The organism is Pseudomonas sp. NPDC089428 (assembly GCF_044749325.1).
In the GTDB taxonomy this organism is placed as follows: domain Bacteria; phylum Pseudomonadota; class Gammaproteobacteria; order Pseudomonadales; family Pseudomonadaceae; genus Aquipseudomonas.
Genome location: NZ_JBIVHT010000005.1, coordinates 118,090 through 137,943 on the forward strand (window position 1 = coordinate 118,090; position 19,854 = coordinate 137,943).

Below are 19,854 nucleotides of genomic sequence, written 5' to 3' on the forward strand. Positions count from 1 at the left end.
ATGTCCTCTCGCCTCTTTCATCGTCGCCAACGTGGTTTCACCCTTATCGAAATAATGGTGGTGGTCATCATCCTGGGCGTGCTGGGCGGATTGGTACTGCCAAACGTGATGAGCCGCCCGGACCACGCGAAAGCCACGGCAGTGCGTACCGACCTGCAATCGATTGCCACCGCGTTGGAGATTTACCGGCTCGACAACGGCCGCTACCCCACCAGCGCGCAGGGGCTGGAAGCACTGGTGACGCGCCCGACGCAAGCACCGTTGCCACGGCTGTGGAATGCCCAGGGCTACCTCAAGAGCATGCCCGTCGACCCGTGGGGCGCGAACTACCAGTACCTGAGCCCCGGAACACGTTCGAAGCAGGGCTTTGACCTTTATTCCTTCGGTGCCGACGGTCAGCCGGGAGGCGAAGGGTTGGACGCCGACATTGGCAATTGGGCCCCATGAAGGCCCGTCTCAGTCGCGGCTTCACTTTGTTGGAGCTGCTGTTGGTGCTGGCAGTGCTTGGGGTGGTACTCGGTATGGCCGGGCTCGCGCCGACTGGTAATCCGCAACGCAAGGCGGTGGAGGAGGCGAAGCTGTTCCTGCAGTTTTTCGAGCATGTCCGTGAGCAGGCCGTGTTGCAAGGGCAGACCTTGGGCATCTGGGTCAACGAGCACGATTATCAACTGTCTCGGCTGACCAAGCAGGGCTGGCAAGCGGGTGGCAACCTGCAGTCGAGTGAACTGCAACTGCGCCTGCATGTGGATGACGCACAGGCCTTGGGCGGCCCAGCGCAGCTGGTGCTGGCAGGTGATGAAGAACATGCGCCATTCACCTTGTTTTTCAGCCAGGCCAGCCAACCTTTGGCCTGTGTGGTCAGTGATGGTCTGAATGCGCAACTTGGCTGCTGAGCGGGGCTTCACCTTGCTGGAGGTGATGGTAGCGCTGGCGATCTTCGCCGTCATGGCGGCTGCTGCAAGCCTGGCCATGCAGCATGTGCTGCAGCAGTCGCAGCAGTTGCGTGACCGGCTGTATGCCAGCTGGGTGGCGGACAATCATTTGACTGAAATGAGGCTGGTGCCCACGCCGGGGCCTGGCCAGCGCACGCTCACTATCGACCTCGCCCAACAGCGCTGGCACCTGGAAGAGCGCCGTCGACGTGAGCTGGGTGTTCTGCGGGTGGAAGTCCGGGTCGCGCTCGCGGCAGATGGCCAAGTACTGCACCAGGCCAATGGCTGGTTGGAGTTTGCGCATGAAATGCACTGAGCCGCGCGGTCAGCGCAGGCAACTCGGCTTCACACTGGTCGAGTTGCTGCTGGCCGTGGCGATCTTCGCCGTGCTGGCAGCGGGTGCCTCGCGACTCTTCGATGCGCTGGTGCGTACGGATGTGGCCCGGCAGGCCCAGGCCAAAGAGCTCCGCAGCCTGGCCAGGGCAATGGGCATGTTGCAGCGAGATGCCCTGCAGGGGGTATTTCCTTCGACGCTCAAGAAACACAACTATGCCATGGCGTTGCGGGGGCATCGGCTGAGCTGGCTTTCGAGCAACGGGCAGGACAGCCACCGTAAGGCTCGCAGCGACGTGCGACTGACCCAGTACTGGTTCCAGAACGGCGTATTGTGGCGCCAACGTAACACGTTTGGGAGCGGAGAGGGGCGTGCGCAACGTTTGCTCGAGGGTGTTACCGCCCTAAGTTGGCGGGTGTTTGTGCCGGGGCGGGGGTGGCAGACCGAATGGCCGGGGAGCGCGGCTGCGGACGTACCGCCCGCCGCAATCGAGATCACGCTGTCCACGGAACAGGTACAGCAGGTTCGCCGTGTACTGCCACTGGTGGATACGCAACGATGAACATGAAGCGGCAACAGGGGCTTGCGCTGGTCACCGTCCTGCTGATCATGGCGTTGGTGGTGATGTTGAGCGCCAGCATGTTACGCAGCCACCAGTTGCTGATCGCCAGTGTTTCCAACCAGACCGAAGCCTCGCGAGGCCTGCAATTGCTGCTGGCCGCAGAGCAACGGGCGTTGGTGCTCATGCGCGAGCGATTGCCCAAGGACACGCGGGTCATCCATGGCGAACAACCCTGGGCCCAAGCGCAAACGTTCATGCTGGACGAAGTTCGACTGGAAATGCGCATCGAGGATCTGGCGGGGCGCTTCAACCTCGGTGCGCTTACCCGCAACCGTAAGCCCGACCCTGTGCTGCTTGAACGCTGGCTGCGCTTGTGCCGCGCGCTTGGCGTGGCGCCTCCGAACCTGGAGGCGCTGCACGGGCAGCCCTTCTTCGACATCAGCCAGTTGCGCGACCTTCCAGGTGCGAATACCGAACTGCTGGATCGCCTCACGCCCTGGGTGACGGTGCTGCCGGCGGAGGCTGGATTGAATGTCAATACCGCAGATGCGCAAGTGCTAGGTGCACTGGAAAATGTGACGCCGGCCATCGCCCAACGCCTGGTCGAGTCGCGCCCCGAGGACGGCTATGCCAGCGTGCAGGCTTTTCTCGCCGCGCCATTGCTCGATGGCCAGGTCGCCACGGGACGCGGCTTGGCGGTGGGCAGCCGGTGGTTCGGCGTGACCTTGCAGGTCGACCTCGATGCACGGCGCATGTACCTGTACAGCGAGGTGGAGATGAACTTTGCCACGCAACGACCCACGGTGCTGAGACGCGCGTTTTCCACAGTCCGACAAGCAGGTGCTGAATGAGTGATCATGCAATCTATCTGGTACCCGAGGGGCTGGGGAGGCCGCACGCCAGTTGGCCTGTGCTGGTCCGCCAGCCCGATGGCACGATGTATCGGTCGCGGCTGGATGACTTGGCGGCACTGGGCGGGCAGCGGGTGATTTTACTGCTGCCGATGGAGCTGTTCGCGTATTGCGAGACAGGCCCGGTACCCGGTCGCCGAGTTGGCCGAGATACGCTGTCCTTTGCAGTGGAAGACCAGCTCGCCTCGCCCTTGGAGACACTGCATCTGGCCTTCGGCGCGGCCGACGAGACATTGTCGCGTCCATGCCTGGCGGCCGAGCACGCGTGCCTTGTACAGCTGCTGACTTGTATCAGTGGGCAAGGCATTCATCCACGGGCTGTGCACGTCGATGCTGACCTGCTTTCATCCGGGGGCCCCATGGCTTTGTGGCTTGAAGGGCGTTGGTTGCTCGGCGGGAAGCAGCACCAGCGCCTGGCGGCCAGCGCTGCGGCCGCATCGGCGTTGGCCACTGCAGTGCCCGAGATGAAATGGTTGGCTGAACCTGGGCGAGGTGCAGGAGGCGTGACATGCCAGCCGGTCACAGATGCGTTCGCCTTGTTATGGGAGGGCCGGGAACGGGCGATCGACCTACGTCAGGGGGCCTTTCTGCCGGTTCGCGCCAGGCGCGTGCCTTGGCAGGGGCTGCTTGCCGGATGCCTGTTGGCCGGACTGTTGGTGTGCCTGGCTGACAATTGGCGCGTGGGGTGGCTCCAGCGGCAAGCCTTGCAAGTACAGCAAGCCAACCTGCACGCCTTCCAGCGTTGGGCCCCAGGGCACCCGCCACAGGCCGACCTGGCGCGCCAGGTCAGCGATCTGGCGCAGCGCCCGTTGCCGATCACGACGATGCAACGTCTGGCGTTGCTGGGCGAGGCGCTGGTGGAGAGCGGTGGCCTGCGGATCGAGCGTGCTGAGCGGATGGCCAACCAGGGGTGGCGGGTGGAGGTGGTCGCCCAGGGATTCGATGACCTGGAGCGCTTGCGTGAACGCCTGCCTGGTGTGCAGGTCGGCCAGGCGCAGCAAGATGCGCAGCGGGTCAGCGCGACCTTGCTATGGGAGGTGATGGAATGATGGCAGGCGTCAGTGACCGCTTGGGTCAGCAGTGGCGGCGTATCCCGCCAGCACGTCGGATGGCGCTCAAGAGTGCTTGCTGGGGCTTTGCGCTGGTAGTGGTTTGGCAGGGGCTCTGGCTGCCGGGTAAGCAGCGGGTGGATCAGGCCGCGGCGCAACTGTACCAGGAGCGGGTGCTCTCTCAGCGCTTGCTGCAACTTTCGGGCACCTGGGCCGCGGAGCAAAAGCCCGGTCCGGCCCTGAGTGTCGCGCGTCTGAGCGAGCGGGCACAGGCTGGCAACCTGCAGATTGTCGACCTGCAAAGCAACGATCAGCAGGTAGCAATGACCGTGCAAGGGCGGCCGCAAGCCCTGATGCGGTGGATCGAAGCGCTGGAGCAAGATGGTGCCCAACTGAGCGAAATACGTTTGCAGGCGATCGATGATCAGCTACAGGCGAGTATCGGCTTGGCACTCGATGATGGGTGACTGCATTAAGCTTGGCTTCAGCCGCTGTCGCTAACCTGTGCTCATCGAAACCCGTACAGGACCTCAAGCATGAAAACCCGTTACCTCGCTCTTATCCTCGCTCCACTGTTCAGCACCGCTGCCCTGGCCGCAGGCTATACCGGCCCTGGTGCCCAGTCGGTCACTACAGTCGCTGCTGCCAATGAGGCTGCCGATGACACACCCGTAGTGCTGCAGGGCTTTGTGACAAAGAAGATCAATAACGACGATAGGTACGAATTCAAGGACAACACCGGCACCATCACCGTCGAGATCGACGACGAAGACCTTCCGCCGACACCGTTCAACGACAAGACCAAGGTCAAGCTGACCGGAGAAGTAGAAAAGCACCTGATGAGCCGTGAAGTGGATGTGGACATCGTCGAGATCATGAACTGAAGTGAAGCCAAGACTGCGGCTGCCTACACCTTGACGGATGCCTGCCCTTCTCCACAGCAGGCTTTGTCCTACTGACGCCCACCCTCTCGGATAAATACCGTTCGTTTTTCGACAAACAGTATTCAGAGGGTACTCATGATGTTATCCATTCAGCGGCGCCGGGATTTCTGGCCTGCCAAACCTTTGCTCCTGCAACTGGCTTGCCTGGGAATTTTACTTCAGGTACCCAGCGTTAAGGCGGAACAACCCATGCCTGGCTGGGAGGTGATTGGCGCCATCGAGCCTCAATCGGACTTGCAGCCAGGTGACCTGGTCCGTGCCGTAGCGCTGACCAACCGCACTGTTCGTGAAGAGCACTCTGCGACTATCGAGATCAGTACGGCCAGCGAGGGCAATGGCGCAATCTGGGCGCGCAAGCTCGCGCAACGCCTCAACGTGGTCAATGCCACGTCGCAAATCCGTGCCGGGCAGGTAAGCGAGAAGGGTGAAATCGAGCCTGTCATAGGAAGCAATCTTGTCTATGCCGGCCCTGAGAGTGTGGTCAATGACATTGAGCTCATCGTGGTCAATGCGCCCGACAGAGCCATGAAGCCTGGCGCCATCGCGCCCTTCCATGGCATCTACCAAGGCAAGGTCAGCATGCATTTTCCGGTCACCACCGATCGACCCATGTTCGTCTCGGCATCCCTAATCAATGAGTCTGGAGACGAGGTAGGCTCAACTTCGCAATGGATCGATACGGCTACGCATATCCTGGAGCTCGTGGCGCCAAGTGAGGTTGGAAGCCATACGCTTAAGCTGGAAGGCATTCATCCTTCCATTTGGGTTATTGCCACGCAGCGTTTCGTTATCGATCTGGTGCCAGGCGCTGGTGAAAATTACGACCATTTGTTCCCTGTCGGCCTTGCCAGCTACAAGGCAGGCACACGGGTCCTTCAGCCCAAGACAGGGGCAGTCTTCGAATGTCGGCCTTTTCCGCATGAGGGATGGTGCAGGACCTATTCGCAGAGTGACGACCAGTATGAGCCGGGTATCGGCAAAGCCTGGCGCGAGGCCTGGATCGAACACTGACCCATGGCAGGCCAGCTGCGTAGCGGCCTCTCATGTCAGGCCTGCTTGGCGGGCAGCTTGCTTAGGTGCAACGCCACCAGCAATGCTACCGCCAGCAAGGCGCCAATGAACAACCCGATGCCATTCCAGCCCCACTGGTGCCAGAACACCCCGCCCGCAGTACCGGCCACGCTCGACCCCGCGTAATAACTGAACAGGTACAGTGATGAAGCCTGCCCTTTGGCCTTCAGCGCCCGGCGGCCGATCCAGCTGCTGGCCACCGAATGCGCGCCGAAGAAGCCGAAGGTGAACACCAGCATGCCAACGATCACCAGTGCCAGCGGGTTGGCCAGGGTCACCAGCAAGCCGCCTGCCATGACCACGATACTGGCCCAGAACACCTTGCGCCGGCCCAGCTTGTCAGCCAGTGCGCCAACTTGCGCCGAGCTGTAGATGCCTGACAGGTACACCACCGACAACAAACCGACCAGCGCCTGGTTCATGTGGTAAGGCTCGGCCAGCAGGCGGTAGCCGATGTAGTTGAACAGGGTGACGAAGGCACCCATCAGCAGGAACGCCTCGAGGAACAGCCACGGCAGCCCGGCATCCTTGAAGTGCATGACGAAACCATCCAGCAGGCTGCGTGGGTTCATCAACTGTGGGCGGAAGTTGCGCGACTCGGGCAGCACTTTCCAGAACACCAGCGCCGCCACCAGCGCCAGGCCACCGATGGTCAGCATCGCCGTGTGCCAGCTGACGAAGTCGATCAGCACACCGGTGATCAGCCGCCCGCTCATGCCGCCGATGGCATTGCCGCCAATGTACAGGCCCATGGCCAGGCCGATGTGCTGCGGGTGGATCTCTTCGCTCAGGTAGGTCATCGCCACCGCTGCCAGGCCACTCAGCGAAAGGCCCACCAGGGCACGGGTGGCCAGTACCAGTTCCCAACTCGGCATCACCGCGCTGGCCAGGGTCGACAGGGCGGCGCAGACCAGGGCAAAGACCATGACCGGCTTGCGGCCGATACGGTCGGAGATCGGGCCGGTGATCAGCAGGCCGAACGCCAACATCGCGGTCGATACCGAGAGCACCAGGCTGCTTTGCGCCGCGTTGATGGAAAACTCCTTCGACAGCAACGGCATCATTGGCTGCACGCAGTACAGCAGGGCGAACGTGGCGAAGCCGCCGCTGAACAGTGCCAGCACGGTCTTCATGAAGGCTGGGGTGCCTTTCTCGATCCACATTTCGTTCAGGGGGGCAGGTTCTGGGTCGGCAGGAAGGGGGGCTACAGCAGTTTTCACGGGCGGTACCTCTGGCGCAATGAAAAAAGCATATAGCTGGCTAACGATTAGATCCAATATATTGTTCGACCTATTTGAGACGTTTCGCGACCTAATTGGAGTCGATCATGGAGCTGCGTCATTTGCGTTATTTCATCGCCGTCGCCGAAGAGCTGCACTTCGGCCGCGCGGCCCAGCAACTGGGTATCTCCCAACCGCCACTGAGCCAGCAGATCCAGGCACTGGAACAGGAACTGGGCGCTCGCCTGTTCGAACGAACCAACCGTCGGGTCGAGCTGAGTGAGGCTGGCCGACTGTTCCTTGAAGAGGCGCGGCAGGTGCTGGCGCAGGTGGAGAAGGCGGCCGATGTCGCGCGCCGTGCGCAGTTGGGTGAGCTGGGCGAGATGAAGATCGGCTTCACTTCGTCGGCGCCGTTTACGTCGAAGATTCCCAAGGCCATCCATGCCTTTCGCCAGCGCTTCCCGGCAGTGCACCTGAACCTCAAGGAAATGAGCAGTCGCGACGTCGCCGAAGCGGTGTTCGACGAGTCCATCGAGGTCGGGCTGATGCGGCCAATGCCGCTGCCGGAGGGCCTTGTGGCCACTGAGCTGTTCCGCGAGCCGCTGGTGGCGGTGATCAATGCCTCGCACCCGTTGGCCGAAGGCACGGAGCATGGCGTGCACATGGCCGCCCTGGCACATGAGCCGTTCGTGTTCTTCCCGCGCAGCTATGGCAGCGGGCTGCATGCGCAGTTGCTGAGCCTTGCTCGCCAGGCGGGTTTCAACCCGCATTTTGCTCAGGAAGCGGGCGAGGCGATGACCATCATCGGCCTGGTGTCGGCGGGGCTTGGGGTCTCGGTGCTACCAGCATCGTTCCAGCGCATGCGTATCGAAGGCGTGGTGTACCGAACTTTGCTGGATGAAGGGGCGATGTCGGCGGTATGGCTGGTGCAGCGCGAGCGTGGCGGTTCGGCGATGGCCCGGGCGTTTGCCGAGTTGCTCACGGGGCTAATGGCGGGCCAGGGTTGATGTTTGCAACCTGCGCGGGTGAATGGGCAAATGGCACTGGCCATTGCCGCTGCGCAGCCACATACTCGGGCATTCGTTGATACACGGAGGTCAATCATGCGGCGCGTGGTGTTCAATCAGAAAGGTGGCGTGGGCAAGTCGAGCATCGCTTGCAACCTGGCGGCTGTGAGCGCCAGCGAAGGTTATCGGACCTTGCTGATCGACCTGGATGCCCAGGCCAACTCGACCCAGTACCTGACCGGCCTGACCGGCGACGACATCCCCATGGGCATCGCCGACTTCTTCAAGCAGAGCCTGTCCAGTGGACCGTTCAGCAAGAAGAACAAGGTCGATATCTACGAAACCCCGTTCGACAACCTGCATGTGGTCACTGCCACGGCGGAGTTGGCCGACCTTCAGCCCAAGCTGGAAGCCAAGCACAAGATCAACAAGCTGCGTAAGTTGCTCGACGAGCTGGACGAGGACTACGAGCGGATCTACATCGACACGCCGCCGGCCCTCAACTTCTATGCGGTTTCCGCATTGATCGCCGCTGATCGCGTACTTATCCCCTTTGACTGCGACAGTTTCTCGCGCCAGGCGCTGTATGGCCTGCTGGCTGAAATCGAAGAGCTCAAGGACGACCACAATGAAGACCTGGTGGTCGAAGGTATCGTGGTCAACCAGTTCCAGTCCCGCGCCAGCCTGCCCCAGCAGATGCTCGACGAGCTGCTGGCCGAAGGGCTGCCGGTGCTCCCGGTGTACCTGGGCAGCTCGGTGAAGATGCGCGAGTCACACCATGCCAGCCTGCCGCTGATTCACCTGGAGCCGCGGCACAAGCTGACCCAGCAGTTTGTCGAGCTGCACTCGCTGCTCGAAGAGAACGCCTGAAGATCTTCAGCGCCTATGAGACCGAGCGCCGCCCGCGCGGCGCATCGCGGATAAATCCGCTCCTACATTTGTTGCAACGTGCCGAACCTGTAACGCCATGGTTGCCAGCCTTGGTGCATGTCTTGAGTCGTGCAAACCGGCTGACAACCATGGCCTTACAGACATGGCCACGTTGCAACAAATGTAGGAGCGGATTTATCCGCGATGCGCCGCGCGGGCGGCGCTCGATCTGATAGGCACCAAACAGCTCAAGGCATGCGCTTCAGACCCCCTGGCTGCGCACCCACTCCAGCAACGACTGGAGTGGAAACGCCCCGGCCTGGCGGCTGATCTCGCGGCCGTTCTTGAACAGGATCAGGCTGGGGATCGAGCGGATGCCCAGTTGCCCGGCGAGGTTGCGGTTGGCCTCGCTGTCGAGCTTGGCCAGGCGGCAGCGGCCGCTGAGCTGGCGCGCGGCCTGTTCGAAGGTCGGGGCGAAGGATTTGCACGGGCCGCACCAGTCGGCCCAGACGTCGATCAGCAGGGGCAGGTCGCCCTTGATCTGGCTGGCATAGTTGGCTTCGCTGAGTTCGAAGGGGGTGCTCAGCAGCACGTCCTGCTTGCAGCGGCCGCATTTCGGGGCGTCAGCCAGGCGCGCCGCCGGCAGGCGGTTGAGGCCGTTGCAATGCGGGCAGGGGATTACCAGTGGGTCGGACATGTGAACTCCTTGATCATTACGAAGAACAGCTGATTTCCAGATGCTTGCCCCACTCCGGTGGGCGCTCGGCATAGGCCTGCATCCCGGCTTGCTCCTCGAACGGCTTGCTCAGCACCTGGTGCAGACGACGCACTTCACTGTAGTCCCCCGCTTCGGCCGCTTCGATGGCCTTCTGTGCCAGGTAGTTGCGCAGCACGTACAGCGGGTTCACCGCATGCATCCGTTCACGACGGCCTTCGGCATTACCCTGCTCGCGCTGGCAACGGGCCAGGTAATCCGCCCCCCAGGCATCGAAGCCGGCGAGGTCGATGAAGTCGTCGCGCACCACCTTCAGCGCCTCGGCGACGGGCTGGTCACCCAGCTTGCGGAAGAACAGGCTGTAGTCCACGCCACCGCTCTGCATACGCTGCAGCAGGCGCTCGACCAGCGCCATGTCGTCGTCTTCTGCAGTAGTCAGGCCCAGGCGCCGACGCATCAGGTCAAGGTAGTGCGCCTGATACAGCGGCAGGAACAGGCCCAGCGCTTGCTTGAGGGCTTCGACCTCGATCACCGTGGTCAGGGCCTGGGCCAGCGCGCTGAGGTTCCAGTGGGCGATCGGCACCTGGTTGGCGTAGCTGTAGCGGCCACGGTCGTCGGAGTGGTTGCAGATGAAGTTGGCGTCGAAGTCGTCGAGGAAGGCATAAGGGCCGAAATCGAAGGTGATGCCGAGGATCGACATGTTGTCGGTGTTCATCACGCCGTGGCAGAAGCCATAGGCCTGCCAGCGGGCGATCAGCTCGGCATTGCGCTCGACGATGGTGCGGAACATGGCCAGATAAGGCTGCTCGGCATCGCGGCATTCGGGGTAGTGCTGCTCCAGCACGTGGTCGATCAGCACCCGCTGCTGTTCTGGCTGCTTGGTGTAGTAGAAGTATTCGAAATGCCCGAACCGAACATGGCTCTGCGCCAGGCGGGTGAGCATTGCCGCGCTCTCGCGGGTTTCGCGCCATACTGGGGTGCTCGAGCCGATCACGCACAGTGCCCGGCTGCTGGGGATGCCGAGGGCGTGCAGGGCTTCGGAGGCGAGGAATTCACGGATCGACGAGCGCAGCACGGCGCGGCCGTCGCCCATGCGCGAATATGGCGTCTGGCCGGCACCTTTGAGGTGCAGGTCCCAGTGCTCGCCTTGGTCATTCAGCACTTCGGCCAGCAGCAGGCCGCGGCCATCGCCCAGGCGCGGGTTGTAGGAGCCGAACTGGTGGCCGGAATACACCATTGCCCGCGGATCCGCCTCTTCCCAGAGCTTGTGGCCGCTGAACAGCTCGGCGAACACTGGCAAGTCGGCCTGGGCCGGGTCGAGGTCGAGCAGGGCCATGGCCGACTCGCTCGCCACCACCAGGCGCGGCTCGGCAATCGGCTCGGGCAGGACCTGGGTGGAGAACGCATCGCCCAGGCGGGCGAAGCGGTTGTCGAAGGTGAGTTGGTCGAGGGCTTTCACGGGGCCGGCTCCTGAAGTCGGGACATCGGGGCCGCTTTGCGGCCCTTCGCGGGCAAGCCCGCTCCCAAAGGTAATGTGCGGTCTCTGTGGGAGCGGGCTTGCCCGCGAACGAGGGCGAAGCCCTCGCAGGGGATTTGCACAGAATAAAGTATTCGAGCCCACTCAGGCCGGTGCAGTGCCATCCGGTTTAGGTTGTTCCATCGGGATCAACTGCTGCTTGCCGCCTTTCTGGTCCATCAGGAACACCTCCACCTGGCGCACCGAGATCTTGATGTCGTGGGCCTTGAACTCGCGGTTGATGTAGCGGTTGATCTCGTCCAGCGTCGGGTTGCGGTCACCGAGGTCACGCACGTGCATGCGCAGCTCGTGGTCCAGCGAGCTCTCGCCGAAGTTGAGGAAGTACACGATCGGCTCTGGGTCCTTGAGCACCCGCGGGTTCTCGTGGGCACCCTTGAGCAGCAGCTCGCGCACCAGATCCAGGTCCGACCCGTAGTCGATGCCCAGTTTCAGCGTCACCCGGGTGACCGTGTCGGTCAGCGACCAGTTGATCAGCTGGCCGGTGATGAAGGTCTTGTTGGGGACGATGATGTCCTTGCGGTCGAAATCGGTGATGGTGGTGGCGCGGATGCGGATCTTGCTCACCGTGCCGGACAGGTTGCCGATGGTGATGGTGTCGCCGATCCGCACCGGGCGCTCGAACAGGATCATGATGCCGGAGATGAAGTTGGCGAAGATCTCCTGCATGCCGAAGCCCAGGCCCACCGATAGCGCCGCCACCAGCCATTGCAGCTTGTCCCAGCTCACCCCGAGGGTCGACAGGGTGCTGACGATGCCGACGCCGACGATGACATAGGACAGCAAGGTGGTGGTGGCGTACGCACTGCCCTGGGCCAGGTTGAGCCGCGACAGCACCAGGACTTCGAGCAGGCCAGGCAAGTTGCGTGCGAGCGCGAAGGTGATGCCGATGATGACCAGCGCACCGAGGAAGTCGCCCAGGCTGATCGGCACCATGCTGGCGGTGGCGCCGGTGCCGCTGGTGTACTCGTACAGGGTGAAATTGTTGAGGTAGGCGAACACCGAGATCAGGTCCGACCACACCCAGTACAGGCCGGCGATGAAGCCGCCGAGCAGGGCCAGGCGGATCAGGCGCAGCGACTGCTGGTTGACCTGTTCGATGTCCAGGGTCGGCTCTTCGGTGATGACTTCGCCGTCCAGCCCTTCCTTGGCCGCCTGGCGTTTGCTCAGTGCGCGCTGGTAGGCCAGGCGCCGTGCCGCCACCGACAGACCACGGACGAAGGCAGCCTCGATCACCAGCCAGAACAGCAGCAGGTAGAGGGTGTAGATCAGCCGGTCGGTCAGTTTCAGCGCGGTGTAGTAGTAGCCAAAGCAGACCGCCACGAACAGCGCGATCGGCAGGGCGGTGAAGGCCACCCCGACGGCCTTGCGGAACAGCGAGGTGTCGCGGTGCGCCGGGCTGCTCAGCAGCAGGCGGCTGAGCAGCCAGGCCATCAGTGCGTAGCAAGTCAGCACGATGGCGATGCCCAGCACATCTTCGGCCAGCGCCGAGGGTTGGTGTTCGGCCACCGCCACCACCCCGACCAGGGCCAGCACCACGGTGCCCAGGCGGCGTACCCAGCCACGCAGGAACTCGACCTGCGGCTTGTGCCAGCGGAAGTGGATTTCTGCCACGCCACCGGGGGCGAGGATGCGATAGGCGGTGTAGAACACCAGCCAGGCCTGGGCCAACTGCCACAAGGCGGCGCCCAGGTTGGCGTTCTGACCGCGGGCGTCGATCTGCAGCGCATAGCTGCACAGCGCAAGGCCCAGGCTGACCGGCATGGCGAGCAGGATATTGATCAGGATGGCCTGGGGCGTGTGCCACTGGCTGTCACGGCGGAAATGGCCAATATCCTGATGCACCTTGCCGAGCCGCTGGTGCAGGTATTTGCGCCGCCACAGCAGGGCGCCGATCACCAGCAGCAAGGGCAGGAACAGCAGCGGTCGCTGGCCCAGCCCATCGGCCAGCTCCTTGAGGCCCGAGCCCCAGGGCAGGTTGGCTACCTGATCGGTGAAGCGTGCCGGCACCAGGCTCAGCCATTCCCAGTCCAGTGGCTTGTTGCTGGGGATCCAGAACATCTGCTCTTCGAGCGTGGTGCGCAAGCCCTGGGCGGTGCCAAGCAGCTGCTTCTGGTTGAGCTGCAAGGTGATCGATTCGTTGAGCAGTGCCGACAGCTCGCGGCTGAGCCGTTCGAGCAGGTCGGCGCGGGTAATCATCACCTCCAGCAAGGCCTTGCGCAGCTGCGGGGTAACCTGCTCCTGCGGCTGGCCGACCAGCAGGTTGTCGACGTACGCGGCCGGGCTGCTCATCTGCTCGCGCTGCTGGTTCACTTCGAACTGGTAAAGACGGATATCGGCGATCTGGTCTGCCAGGTCGCGGTCGACTTTCAGGTGCGGCAGGGCCTGTTTCTGCTTGTAGAGGATCTTGGACAGCAGCAGGCTGCCTTTGAGTACGCTGATCTGTTCGTCCAGGGCCTGGTCGGCCTGGGTCAGGCTGTCGAGCTGCTGCTTGCTGCGCAGGTTCTGCTGGGTCAGCTCGTTGAGGCGGTCGGTGCTCTTGAGCAGGTAGTCGGACAGTTTCAGGTTGGCAGCGCTCTCGTTGGCCAGCAGGGTGCTGCCGCCGGCTTTCTGCGCTTCGATCGATTGCTGGGTGACCGTCTGTTGCGACTGGGCCAGGCGCTTTTCGTTGATCAGCGATTGCAGGTCCTGGATTTCCTGCTCCATCCGTGTGGCGCGCTCGATCAACAAGTCGTGGCGGGCATTACCCAGGTCCTGCAGCAGGCCGTTGCCGGCCAGTTCCTGGCGGCGCAGCAAGGTCAGGGCATTGAGCGACGCCAGCTCGGCGTTGAGCTTGTTGCGTTGGTCGCTGTTGAGTGGCTTGCCGTTCTCCTTGCCGCTCTTGAGGCTGGAGTTGATCTGCTGGGTGCGCGTCTGGTTGTTGCTGATTTCTGCCTGAGCGCGCTCCGGACGGGTCTGCGAGTTGATGATCAGGCTGTTGGCATCCGACAGCGCCTTTTGCAGTTCGCCTTGCTGAGTGCTGCGCTCGCTGAGCATCTGTTCCAGCTGTGGCACGTTCAGGTTGGCGTAGCGCTGGGCTACCGGCAGTGGCTTGCTGGCCTTGAGCTTGATCAGCTCGCGCTGGCTGTCGGCGGTTTCCTTCGGCGCGCCAGCCAATTGCTGCTTGAGTGCCTCAAGCTTCTTTTCGCTGTCTTCCTTGCTGAGCAGCAGCGCCAGGGTCTGTTCCAGCACTTGTTGCTGGGCCTTCTGCTCCGGTGTCTGTTGCGCAGCCTTGGGGTCGGCCTCGCCACCCTTGGGCTGGGAAATCTTGTTCAGGCTGCTCTGGATGCTGGTCGTGGTGGGGAGCTCGGCCGCGCATACGGCGAACGAGAGGGACAGGCACAGCCCGAGCAGGGCTGTGCGAAGGTACACGCGCAGGGACATAGGCAGACTACTTGTGGATCCGGCAGATACGAAGTTTAGAGGAACAATCCTGGTCCGGGTCGCGTTCCTTCGGGGAATCTGACGCCGACTTTCTGGATCTTGTTCCCGTCCATGGTCGCCACGGTCCAGATCGTGCCATGCCATTCGACCTGGTCACCTACTACTGGAGCGCCTCCGACCTTTTGTCGGATGAACTGCGCCAGCGGCATTTTCGCGTCCAGGCCGTCCAGCTTGAGGCCATAAAGGGCGGCCACCGCGCCCAGCTCGGCATCGCCTTCGAGCACGAAGTCGCCGAAGAAGCGCAGGTCCAGGCCACGTTGTGGCGCCTGGCTGAACAGCTTGCCCAGGGCCGGCAGGTTATGTTCGTGGCCGATCACACAGAGCATGTCGCCCACTTCCAGTACGGTACTGCCGGACGGGTGCAGCAGTTGCTCGCCGCGGAACAGTGCGGCGATACGCGTGCCTTCGGGCATTTTCAGTTCGCGCAGGGCGGCGCCGATGCACCATTTTTCCGCACCCAGGCGGTAGACGAACAGCTCCCACTCGCTGGTGATGTGCACTTCCAGCGCGGAGCGGGAAATCGGCGCAGGGTCTGGTGGTACGGTGACCTTCAGCAGCTTGGCCATCCACGGCAGGCTGGTGCCCTGCACCAACAGCGATACCAGCACGATGAAGAACGCCAGGTTGAAGAACAGCTGGGCGTCCGGCAGGCCGGCCATCAGCGGGAACACCGCCAGAATGATCGGTACCGCGCCACGCAGGCCGACCCAGGAGATGAAGCCCTTTTCGCGGCCATGGAAGGCCTTGAACGGCAGCAGCGCGGCTACCACCGACAGCGGCCGCGCCATCAGGATCATCCACAGTGCCAGGCCCAGTGCCGGCAAGGCGATCGGCAGCAGGTCGTGGGGCGTGACCAGCAGCCCCAGCACCAGGAACATGCCGATCTGTGCCAGCCAGGCCATGCCGTCGAGCATATGCAGGATGCCGTGGCGGCTGCGGATCGGCTTGTTGCCCAGCACCAGGCCGCACAGGTACACGGCGAGGAAGCCGCTGCCGTGCAGGGCGTTGGTCAGCGAGAACACCACCAGGCCACCGGCCACCACCAGAATCGGGTACAAACCGCCAGCCAGGTTGATGCGGTTGACCAGCTGCAGCATCAGCCAGCCGCCGCCCAGGCCGAGCAGGCTGCCGATACCGAATTCGCGTATCAGGTGGGTCAGCAGGCTCCAGTGCAGGCCGGTCTGGCCGCTGGCGATCATGTCGATCAGGGTAACGGTGAGGAACACGGCCATCGGGTCGTTGCTGCCCGATTCGATTTCCAGGGTGGCGGTAACCCGCTCGTTCAGGCCTTTGCCGCCGAGCAACGAAAACACTGCCGCAGCGTCGGTGGAGCCGACGATGGCGCCAATCAGCAAGCCCTGGATCAGGCTGAGGTTGAACAGCCAGGCGGCCACCATGCCGGTGAGCGCGGTGGTGATCATCACGCCGATCGTGGCCAGCGACAGCGCTGGCCACAGTGCCACGCGGAAACTCGCCACCCGCGTGCGCAGGCCACCGTCGAGCAGGATCACGGCCAGTGCCAGGTTGCCCACAAGGTAGGCGGTCGGGTAGTTGTTGAAGATGATGCCGCCACCATCGACGCCAGCGACCATGCCGACGGCGAGGATGATGACCAGAATAGGGATGCCCAGGCGCGACGACAGTGAGCTGACCAGGATACTTGCGCCCACCAGCAATGCGCCGATCAGAAACAGGCTGTTGATGGTGCTGGCATCCAAAGGCAGGTACTCCGGGGTGGCGCGGGGAAAATGACTTGACTCGCAAGTCGCGTGCCAATCGATTCTAACCTGATGAATTGGCAGGCTGTAAAGCGTTTCTGCAGATGTAAAAAAGGCACCACGATGGGTGCCTTTTCTTGTGTTGCCTCTGAGGGCCCTTTCGCGGGCAAGCCCGCTCCCACATGTTGCTCACCGGCTCAGGCCCTGTGATAACCCTGTGGGAGCGGGCTTGCCCGCGAAGAGGCCAGTGCAGGCTTACGCCTGCTTCACTTCACGCATCGGCTTGCCCTTCACCGGTGCATCGCCCGCCACATAGTACTTGGCGGTGCTGCGTGGCAGCGGCTTGCGCCCACGGATCTTGTCGGAGATTTTCTCGGCGATCATGATCGTGGTGGCGTTGAGGTTGCCGGTAATGATCAGCGGCATGATCGACGCATCGACCACACGCAGGCCTTTCATGCCATGCACGCGGCCTTCGCCGTCGACCACTGCCATGTCGTCGGTGCCCATCTTGCACGAGCAGGACGGGTGGAAGGCGGTTTCGGCGTGCTCGCGGATGAACTTGTCCAGTTCCTCGTCGGTCTGCACGTGCTCGCCTGGGCTGATCTCGCGGCCGCGGTACGGGTCCAGCGCCGGCTGTGCCATGATTTCGCGGGTCAGGCGGATGCCGTCGCGGAATTCCTGCCAGTCCTGCTCGGTGGACATGTAGTTGAACAGGATGCTCGGGTGCTGGCGCGGGTTCTTCGACTTGACCTGGATACGACCACGGGCAGGCGAGCGCATGGAGCCCATGTGCGCCTGGAAGCCGTGTTCCTTGACACCGTTGGAGCCGTTGTAGTTGATCGCCACCGGCAGGAAGTGGTACTGGATGTTCGGCCATTTGAACTCAGGACGGGTACGGATGAAACCGCCGGCCTCGAACTGGTTGCTGGCGCCGATACCGGTACCGTTGAACATCCACTCGGCACCGATGGCCGGCTGGTTCCACCACAGCAGCGATGGGTACAGCGACACGGGCTGGGTGCAGGCGTACTGCAAGTACAGCTCAAGGTGGTCCTGCAGGTTTTCGCCGACGCCCGGCAGGTCGTGCACGACCGGGATGTCGAGGCTTTCCAGCAGGGCGCGCGGGCCGACGCCGGAGCGCTGCAGCAGTTGCGGCGAAGCAATGGCGCCGGAGCTGACGATCACTTCCTTGCGGGCTCGGGCTTCGACGCGCTCTTCGCTGTCGCCGACCAGATAGGTCACGCCAATGGCGCGCTTGCCGTCGAACAGCACGCGGTCAGTCAAGGCGTGGGTGACAATGGTCAGGTTCGGGCGCTTCTTAGCCTGGTCCAGGTAACCACGGGCGGTGCTGGAGCGGCGGCCTTGCTTGGTCACGGTGCGGTCCATCGGACCGAAGCCTTCCTGCTGGTAGCCGTTGAGGTCTTCGGTGCGCGGGTAGCCGGCCTGCACGCCGGCTTCGACCATGGCGTGGAACAATGGGTTGTTGCCGGCTTTCGGCGTGGTCACGCTGACCGGGCCTTCGCCGCCGTGGTAGTCGTTCGGGCCGATGTCGCGGGTTTCGGCTTTACGGAAGTACGGCAGGCAGTCCAGGTAGGTCCAGTCTTCCAGGCCTGGCAGTTCTGCCCAGCCGTCGAAGTCCAGGGCGTTGCCGCGGATGTAGCACATGCCGTTGATCAGCGACGAGCCACCCAGGCCCTTGCCGCGGCCACATTCCATGCGGCGGCCGTCCATGAACGGCTCCGGATCGGTCTCGTAGGCCCAGTTGTAGCGGCGGCCCTGCAGCGGGAAGGCCAGGGCGGCCGGCATCTGGGTGCGGAAGTCGAAGCGGTAGTCGGGGCCACCGGCTTCCAGCAGCAGTACGCTGACGCCGGCATCTTCGGTCAGGCGGGTAGCCAGGGTGTTACCGGCGGAGCCTGCTCCGACGATGATGTAATCGAATTCTTGGGACATGGAAGTACCCTCGTGTTGGCGGTGATCAGGGAGCGGGAACGCCCGTGCGCGGTGGCACGGGCGTGGCTGGACAGGGTCTTAGAAGACCGAGTTGTAGCCGCCCAGCTCGACCTGGACCGACTTGATGCGAGTGTATTGAGCCAGCGAGCTGACACCGTTCTCACGGCCGACGCCCGATTGCTTGTAGCCGCCAACCGGCATTTCGGCCGGCGATTCGCCCCAGGCGTTGATCCAGCAGATACCGGCTTCCAGTTGGTGGATGATGCGGTGGGCGCGGGAGATATCGTTGGTGCAAACACCAGCGGCCAGGCCGTAGTCGGTGTCGTTGGCACGGCGGATGACTTCTTCTTCGGTTTCGTAGGTGAGGATGCTCATCACCGGGCCGAAGATCTCTTCCTTGACGATGGTCATGTCGTCGCTGCAGTCGGTGAACACGGTCGGCGCGACGAAGGCACCTTTGGCGAAATCACCGGCAGTCAGACGCTCGCCGCCACACAGTACGCGGGCGCCTTCCTCTTTACCTTTGGCGATGTAGCCGAGCACGCTTTCCATGTGCTGGAAGCTGACCAGCGGGCCGAAGTTGGTGTTCTCGTCTTCCGGGTTGCCGACGCGGATGCGGGCAACGCGCTCGGCGATCTTGGCTTCGAAGGCCGCCTTCATTTCAGCCGGGATGAACACGCGAGTGCCGTTGGTGCAAACCTGACCGGAGCTGTAGAAGTTGGCCATCATTGCGATGTCGGCGGCCTTGTCCAGGTCGGCGTCGGCGCAGATGATCAGTGGCGACTTGCCGCCCAGTTCCATGGTGACTTCCTTGAGCGACGAGCTCGAGGCGCTGGCCATGACCTTCTTGCCGGTGGTGGTGCCGCCGGTGAAGGAGACTTTCTCGATGCGTGGGTGCTCGGTCAGCCAGGTGCCGACTTCGCGGCCGCTGCCGGTCAGGACGTTGAACACGCCGTTCGGCAGGCCGGCTTCGGTGTAGATCTCGGCCAGTTTCAGGGTGGTCAGCGAAGTGACTTCCGATGGCTTGAAGATCATTGCGTTGCCAGCGGCCAGGGCCGGGGCGGATTTCCACAGGGCGATCTGGATCGGGTAGTTCCAGGCACCGATACCGACGGTCACGCCCAGCGGCTCGCGGCGGGTGTAGACGAAGGACGATTCGCGCAGCGGGATCTGCTCACCTTCGATGGCCGGTACCAGGCCAGCGTAGTACTCCAGCACATCGGCACCGGTGACGATGTCGACGTAGCGGGTTTCCGAGTACGACTTGCCGGTGTCCAGGGTTTCCAGCATGGCCAGTTCGTCGTTGCGCTCGCGCAGGATGTCGACGGCGCGGCGCAGGATGCGCGAACGCTGCATGGCGGTCATCGCTGCCCAGACCTTCTGGCCGCGCTCGGCGCTTTCCACGGCCTTTTCGACGTCGGCCTGGGTGGCACGTTGCACGTGGGCGAGGACTTCGCCGGTGGCCGGGTTGATGGCTTCGAAGGTGGCATCGCTGCCAGCGTCGACGTAAGCGCCATCAATGTAGAGTTTTTGCGTTCCGAAACGGGCCAT

Annotated in this window: 18 protein-coding genes; 11 read left to right on the plus strand and 7 right to left on the minus strand. The window is 63.0% G+C overall.

Translation table 11 applies throughout. From position 1 onward, the window contains the following. The 9 genes from gspG to ACIPZ5_RS11735 all read left to right on the plus strand — a co-directional run bounded on the left by gspG (window position 1) and on the right by ACIPZ5_RS11735 (window position 5,743). A complete protein-coding gene (gene gspG, locus ACIPZ5_RS11695) occupies window positions 1-447 on the plus strand; it encodes a type II secretion system major pseudopilin GspG (RefSeq protein WP_343597628.1) in 447 nt (148 codons plus the stop codon). Further along, window positions 444-893 carry a prepilin-type N-terminal cleavage/methylation domain-containing protein gene (locus ACIPZ5_RS11700; RefSeq protein ID WP_400808750.1) on the plus strand — a complete coding sequence of 150 codons (450 nt, stop codon included), beginning with the start codon at window positions 444-446 and terminating at the stop codon, window positions 891-893. Before gspG ends, ACIPZ5_RS11700 begins: the two co-directional genes overlap by 4 nt. Beyond that, window positions 874-1,248: a type II secretion system minor pseudopilin GspI gene (gspI, locus tag ACIPZ5_RS11705; protein WP_343597632.1), complete on the plus strand. Its 375-nt coding sequence runs from the start codon at window positions 874-876 to the stop codon at window positions 1,246-1,248. Before ACIPZ5_RS11700 ends, gspI begins: the two co-directional genes overlap by 20 nt. Continuing rightward, window positions 1,235-1,828, plus strand: coding sequence for a type II secretion system minor pseudopilin GspJ (gene gspJ, locus ACIPZ5_RS11710; RefSeq protein WP_400808753.1), 594 nt, complete (start codon window positions 1,235-1,237; stop codon window positions 1,826-1,828). The genes gspI and gspJ overlap by 14 nt, the downstream gene beginning before the upstream one ends. 2 nt (window positions 1,829-1,830) lie before the next feature. Then, complete coding sequence (locus ACIPZ5_RS11715) at window positions 1,831-2,679, plus strand: type II secretion system protein GspK (protein ID WP_343597636.1); 849 nt, start codon at window positions 1,831-1,833, stop codon at window positions 2,677-2,679. Then, on the plus strand, window positions 2,676-3,788 hold the full coding sequence (gspL, locus tag ACIPZ5_RS11720) for a type II secretion system protein GspL (RefSeq protein ID WP_400808755.1): 1,113 nt from the start codon (window positions 2,676-2,678) through the stop codon (window positions 3,786-3,788). The genes ACIPZ5_RS11715 and gspL overlap by 4 nt, the downstream gene beginning before the upstream one ends. Continuing rightward, window positions 3,785-4,255, plus strand: a complete 471-nt coding sequence (gene gspM / locus ACIPZ5_RS11725) for a type II secretion system protein GspM (protein ID WP_400808758.1) — start codon at window positions 3,785-3,787, stop codon at window positions 4,253-4,255. Before gspL ends, gspM begins: the two co-directional genes overlap by 4 nt. Window positions 4,256-4,324: 69 nt before the next feature. Then, entirely contained in the window at window positions 4,325-4,672 is a 348-nt protein-coding gene (locus ACIPZ5_RS11730; protein ID WP_400808760.1) for a YgiW/YdeI family stress tolerance OB fold protein, read from the plus strand. 135 nt (window positions 4,673-4,807) lie between these two features. Further along, window positions 4,808-5,743: a hypothetical protein gene (locus ACIPZ5_RS11735; protein ID WP_400808763.1), complete on the plus strand. Its 936-nt coding sequence runs from the start codon at window positions 4,808-4,810 to the stop codon at window positions 5,741-5,743. Between the two features lie 35 nt (window positions 5,744-5,778). Here the strand turns inward: ACIPZ5_RS11735 and ACIPZ5_RS11740 are convergent, their stop codons facing one another. Beyond that, a complete protein-coding gene (locus tag ACIPZ5_RS11740; protein WP_400809043.1) occupies window positions 5,779-6,966 on the minus strand; it encodes an MFS transporter in 1,188 nt (395 codons plus the stop codon). A gap of 164 nt (window positions 6,967-7,130) precedes the next feature. Between ACIPZ5_RS11740 and ACIPZ5_RS11745 the strand changes: the two genes are divergently transcribed. Next, window positions 7,131-8,030 carry a LysR substrate-binding domain-containing protein gene (locus tag ACIPZ5_RS11745; RefSeq protein WP_343597646.1) on the plus strand — a complete coding sequence of 300 codons (900 nt, stop codon included), beginning with the start codon at window positions 7,131-7,133 and terminating at the stop codon, window positions 8,028-8,030. Between the two features lie 96 nt (window positions 8,031-8,126). Continuing rightward, the gene (locus tag ACIPZ5_RS11750) at window positions 8,127-8,900 is read left to right on the plus strand and encodes a ParA family protein (protein WP_103446053.1); all 774 of its coding nucleotides are present in this window, start codon (window positions 8,127-8,129) and stop codon (window positions 8,898-8,900) included. Between the two features lie 262 nt (window positions 8,901-9,162). Here ACIPZ5_RS11750 and trxC read toward each other — a convergent pair whose 3' ends face one another. From trxC to betB, 6 genes are all read right to left on the minus strand, one after another. After that, the gene (trxC, locus tag ACIPZ5_RS11755) at window positions 9,163-9,597 is read right to left on the minus strand and encodes a thioredoxin TrxC (protein WP_343597649.1); all 435 of its coding nucleotides are present in this window, start codon (window positions 9,595-9,597) and stop codon (window positions 9,163-9,165) included. 16 nt (window positions 9,598-9,613) lie between these two features. Next, on the minus strand, window positions 9,614-11,074 hold the full coding sequence (selO, locus tag ACIPZ5_RS11760; protein ID WP_400808767.1) for a protein adenylyltransferase SelO: 1,461 nt from the start codon (window positions 11,072-11,074) through the stop codon (window positions 9,614-9,616). A gap of 162 nt (window positions 11,075-11,236) precedes the next feature. Next, window positions 11,237-14,572: a mechanosensitive channel MscK gene (mscK, locus tag ACIPZ5_RS11765; protein ID WP_261942336.1), complete on the minus strand. Its 3,336-nt coding sequence runs from the start codon at window positions 14,570-14,572 to the stop codon at window positions 11,237-11,239. 35 nt (window positions 14,573-14,607) lie between these two features. Further along, the gene (locus ACIPZ5_RS11770) at window positions 14,608-16,350 is read right to left on the minus strand and encodes a potassium/proton antiporter (protein WP_400808769.1); all 1,743 of its coding nucleotides are present in this window, start codon (window positions 16,348-16,350) and stop codon (window positions 14,608-14,610) included. A 255-nt stretch (window positions 16,351-16,605) separates the two neighbouring features. After that, entirely contained in the window at window positions 16,606-18,303 is a 1,698-nt protein-coding gene (betA, locus tag ACIPZ5_RS11775) for a choline dehydrogenase (protein ID WP_261942338.1), read from the minus strand. A gap of 78 nt (window positions 18,304-18,381) precedes the next feature. Further along, complete coding sequence (gene betB, locus ACIPZ5_RS11780; RefSeq protein ID WP_313710363.1) at window positions 18,382-19,854, minus strand: betaine-aldehyde dehydrogenase; 1,473 nt, start codon at window positions 19,852-19,854, stop codon at window positions 18,382-18,384.

Bases quoted from the DNA above. Each gene is read 5' to 3' on its own strand.
- betA (WP_261942338.1), bottom strand. From the start codon at position 18,303: ATGTCCCAAGAATTCGATTACATCATCGTCGGAGCAGGCTCCGCCGGT.
- gspJ (WP_400808753.1), top strand. From the start codon at position 1,235: ATGAAATGCACTGAGCCGCGCGGTCAGCGCAGGCAACTCGGCTTCACA.
- ACIPZ5_RS11730 (WP_400808760.1), top strand. From the start codon at position 4,325: ATGAAAACCCGTTACCTCGCTCTTATCCTCGCTCCACTGTTCAGCACC.
- ACIPZ5_RS11735 (WP_400808763.1), top strand. From the start codon at position 4,808: ATGATGTTATCCATTCAGCGGCGCCGGGATTTCTGGCCTGCCAAACCT.
- gspM (WP_400808758.1), top strand. From the start codon at position 3,785: ATGATGGCAGGCGTCAGTGACCGCTTGGGTCAGCAGTGGCGGCGTATC.
- trxC (WP_343597649.1), bottom strand. From the start codon at position 9,597: ATGTCCGACCCACTGGTAATCCCCTGCCCGCATTGCAACGGCCTCAAC.
- betB (WP_313710363.1), bottom strand. From the start codon at position 19,854: ATGGCCCGTTTCGGAACGCAAAAACTCTACATTGATGGCGCTTACGTC.
- gspI (WP_343597632.1), top strand. From the start codon at position 874: ATGCGCAACTTGGCTGCTGAGCGGGGCTTCACCTTGCTGGAGGTGATG.
- ACIPZ5_RS11700 (WP_400808750.1), top strand. From the start codon at position 444: ATGAAGGCCCGTCTCAGTCGCGGCTTCACTTTGTTGGAGCTGCTGTTG.
- ACIPZ5_RS11715 (WP_343597636.1), top strand. From the start codon at position 1,831: ATGAAGCGGCAACAGGGGCTTGCGCTGGTCACCGTCCTGCTGATCATG.
- gspL (WP_400808755.1), top strand. From the start codon at position 2,676: ATGAGTGATCATGCAATCTATCTGGTACCCGAGGGGCTGGGGAGGCCG.
- ACIPZ5_RS11750 (WP_103446053.1), top strand. From the start codon at position 8,127: ATGCGGCGCGTGGTGTTCAATCAGAAAGGTGGCGTGGGCAAGTCGAGC.
- ACIPZ5_RS11740 (WP_400809043.1), bottom strand. From the start codon at position 6,966: ATGTGGATCGAGAAAGGCACCCCAGCCTTCATGAAGACCGTGCTGGCA.
- gspG (WP_343597628.1), top strand. From the start codon at position 1: ATGTCCTCTCGCCTCTTTCATCGTCGCCAACGTGGTTTCACCCTTATC.
- ACIPZ5_RS11745 (WP_343597646.1), top strand. From the start codon at position 7,131: ATGGAGCTGCGTCATTTGCGTTATTTCATCGCCGTCGCCGAAGAGCTG.
- mscK (WP_261942336.1), bottom strand. From the start codon at position 14,572: ATGTCCCTGCGCGTGTACCTTCGCACAGCCCTGCTCGGGCTGTGCCTG.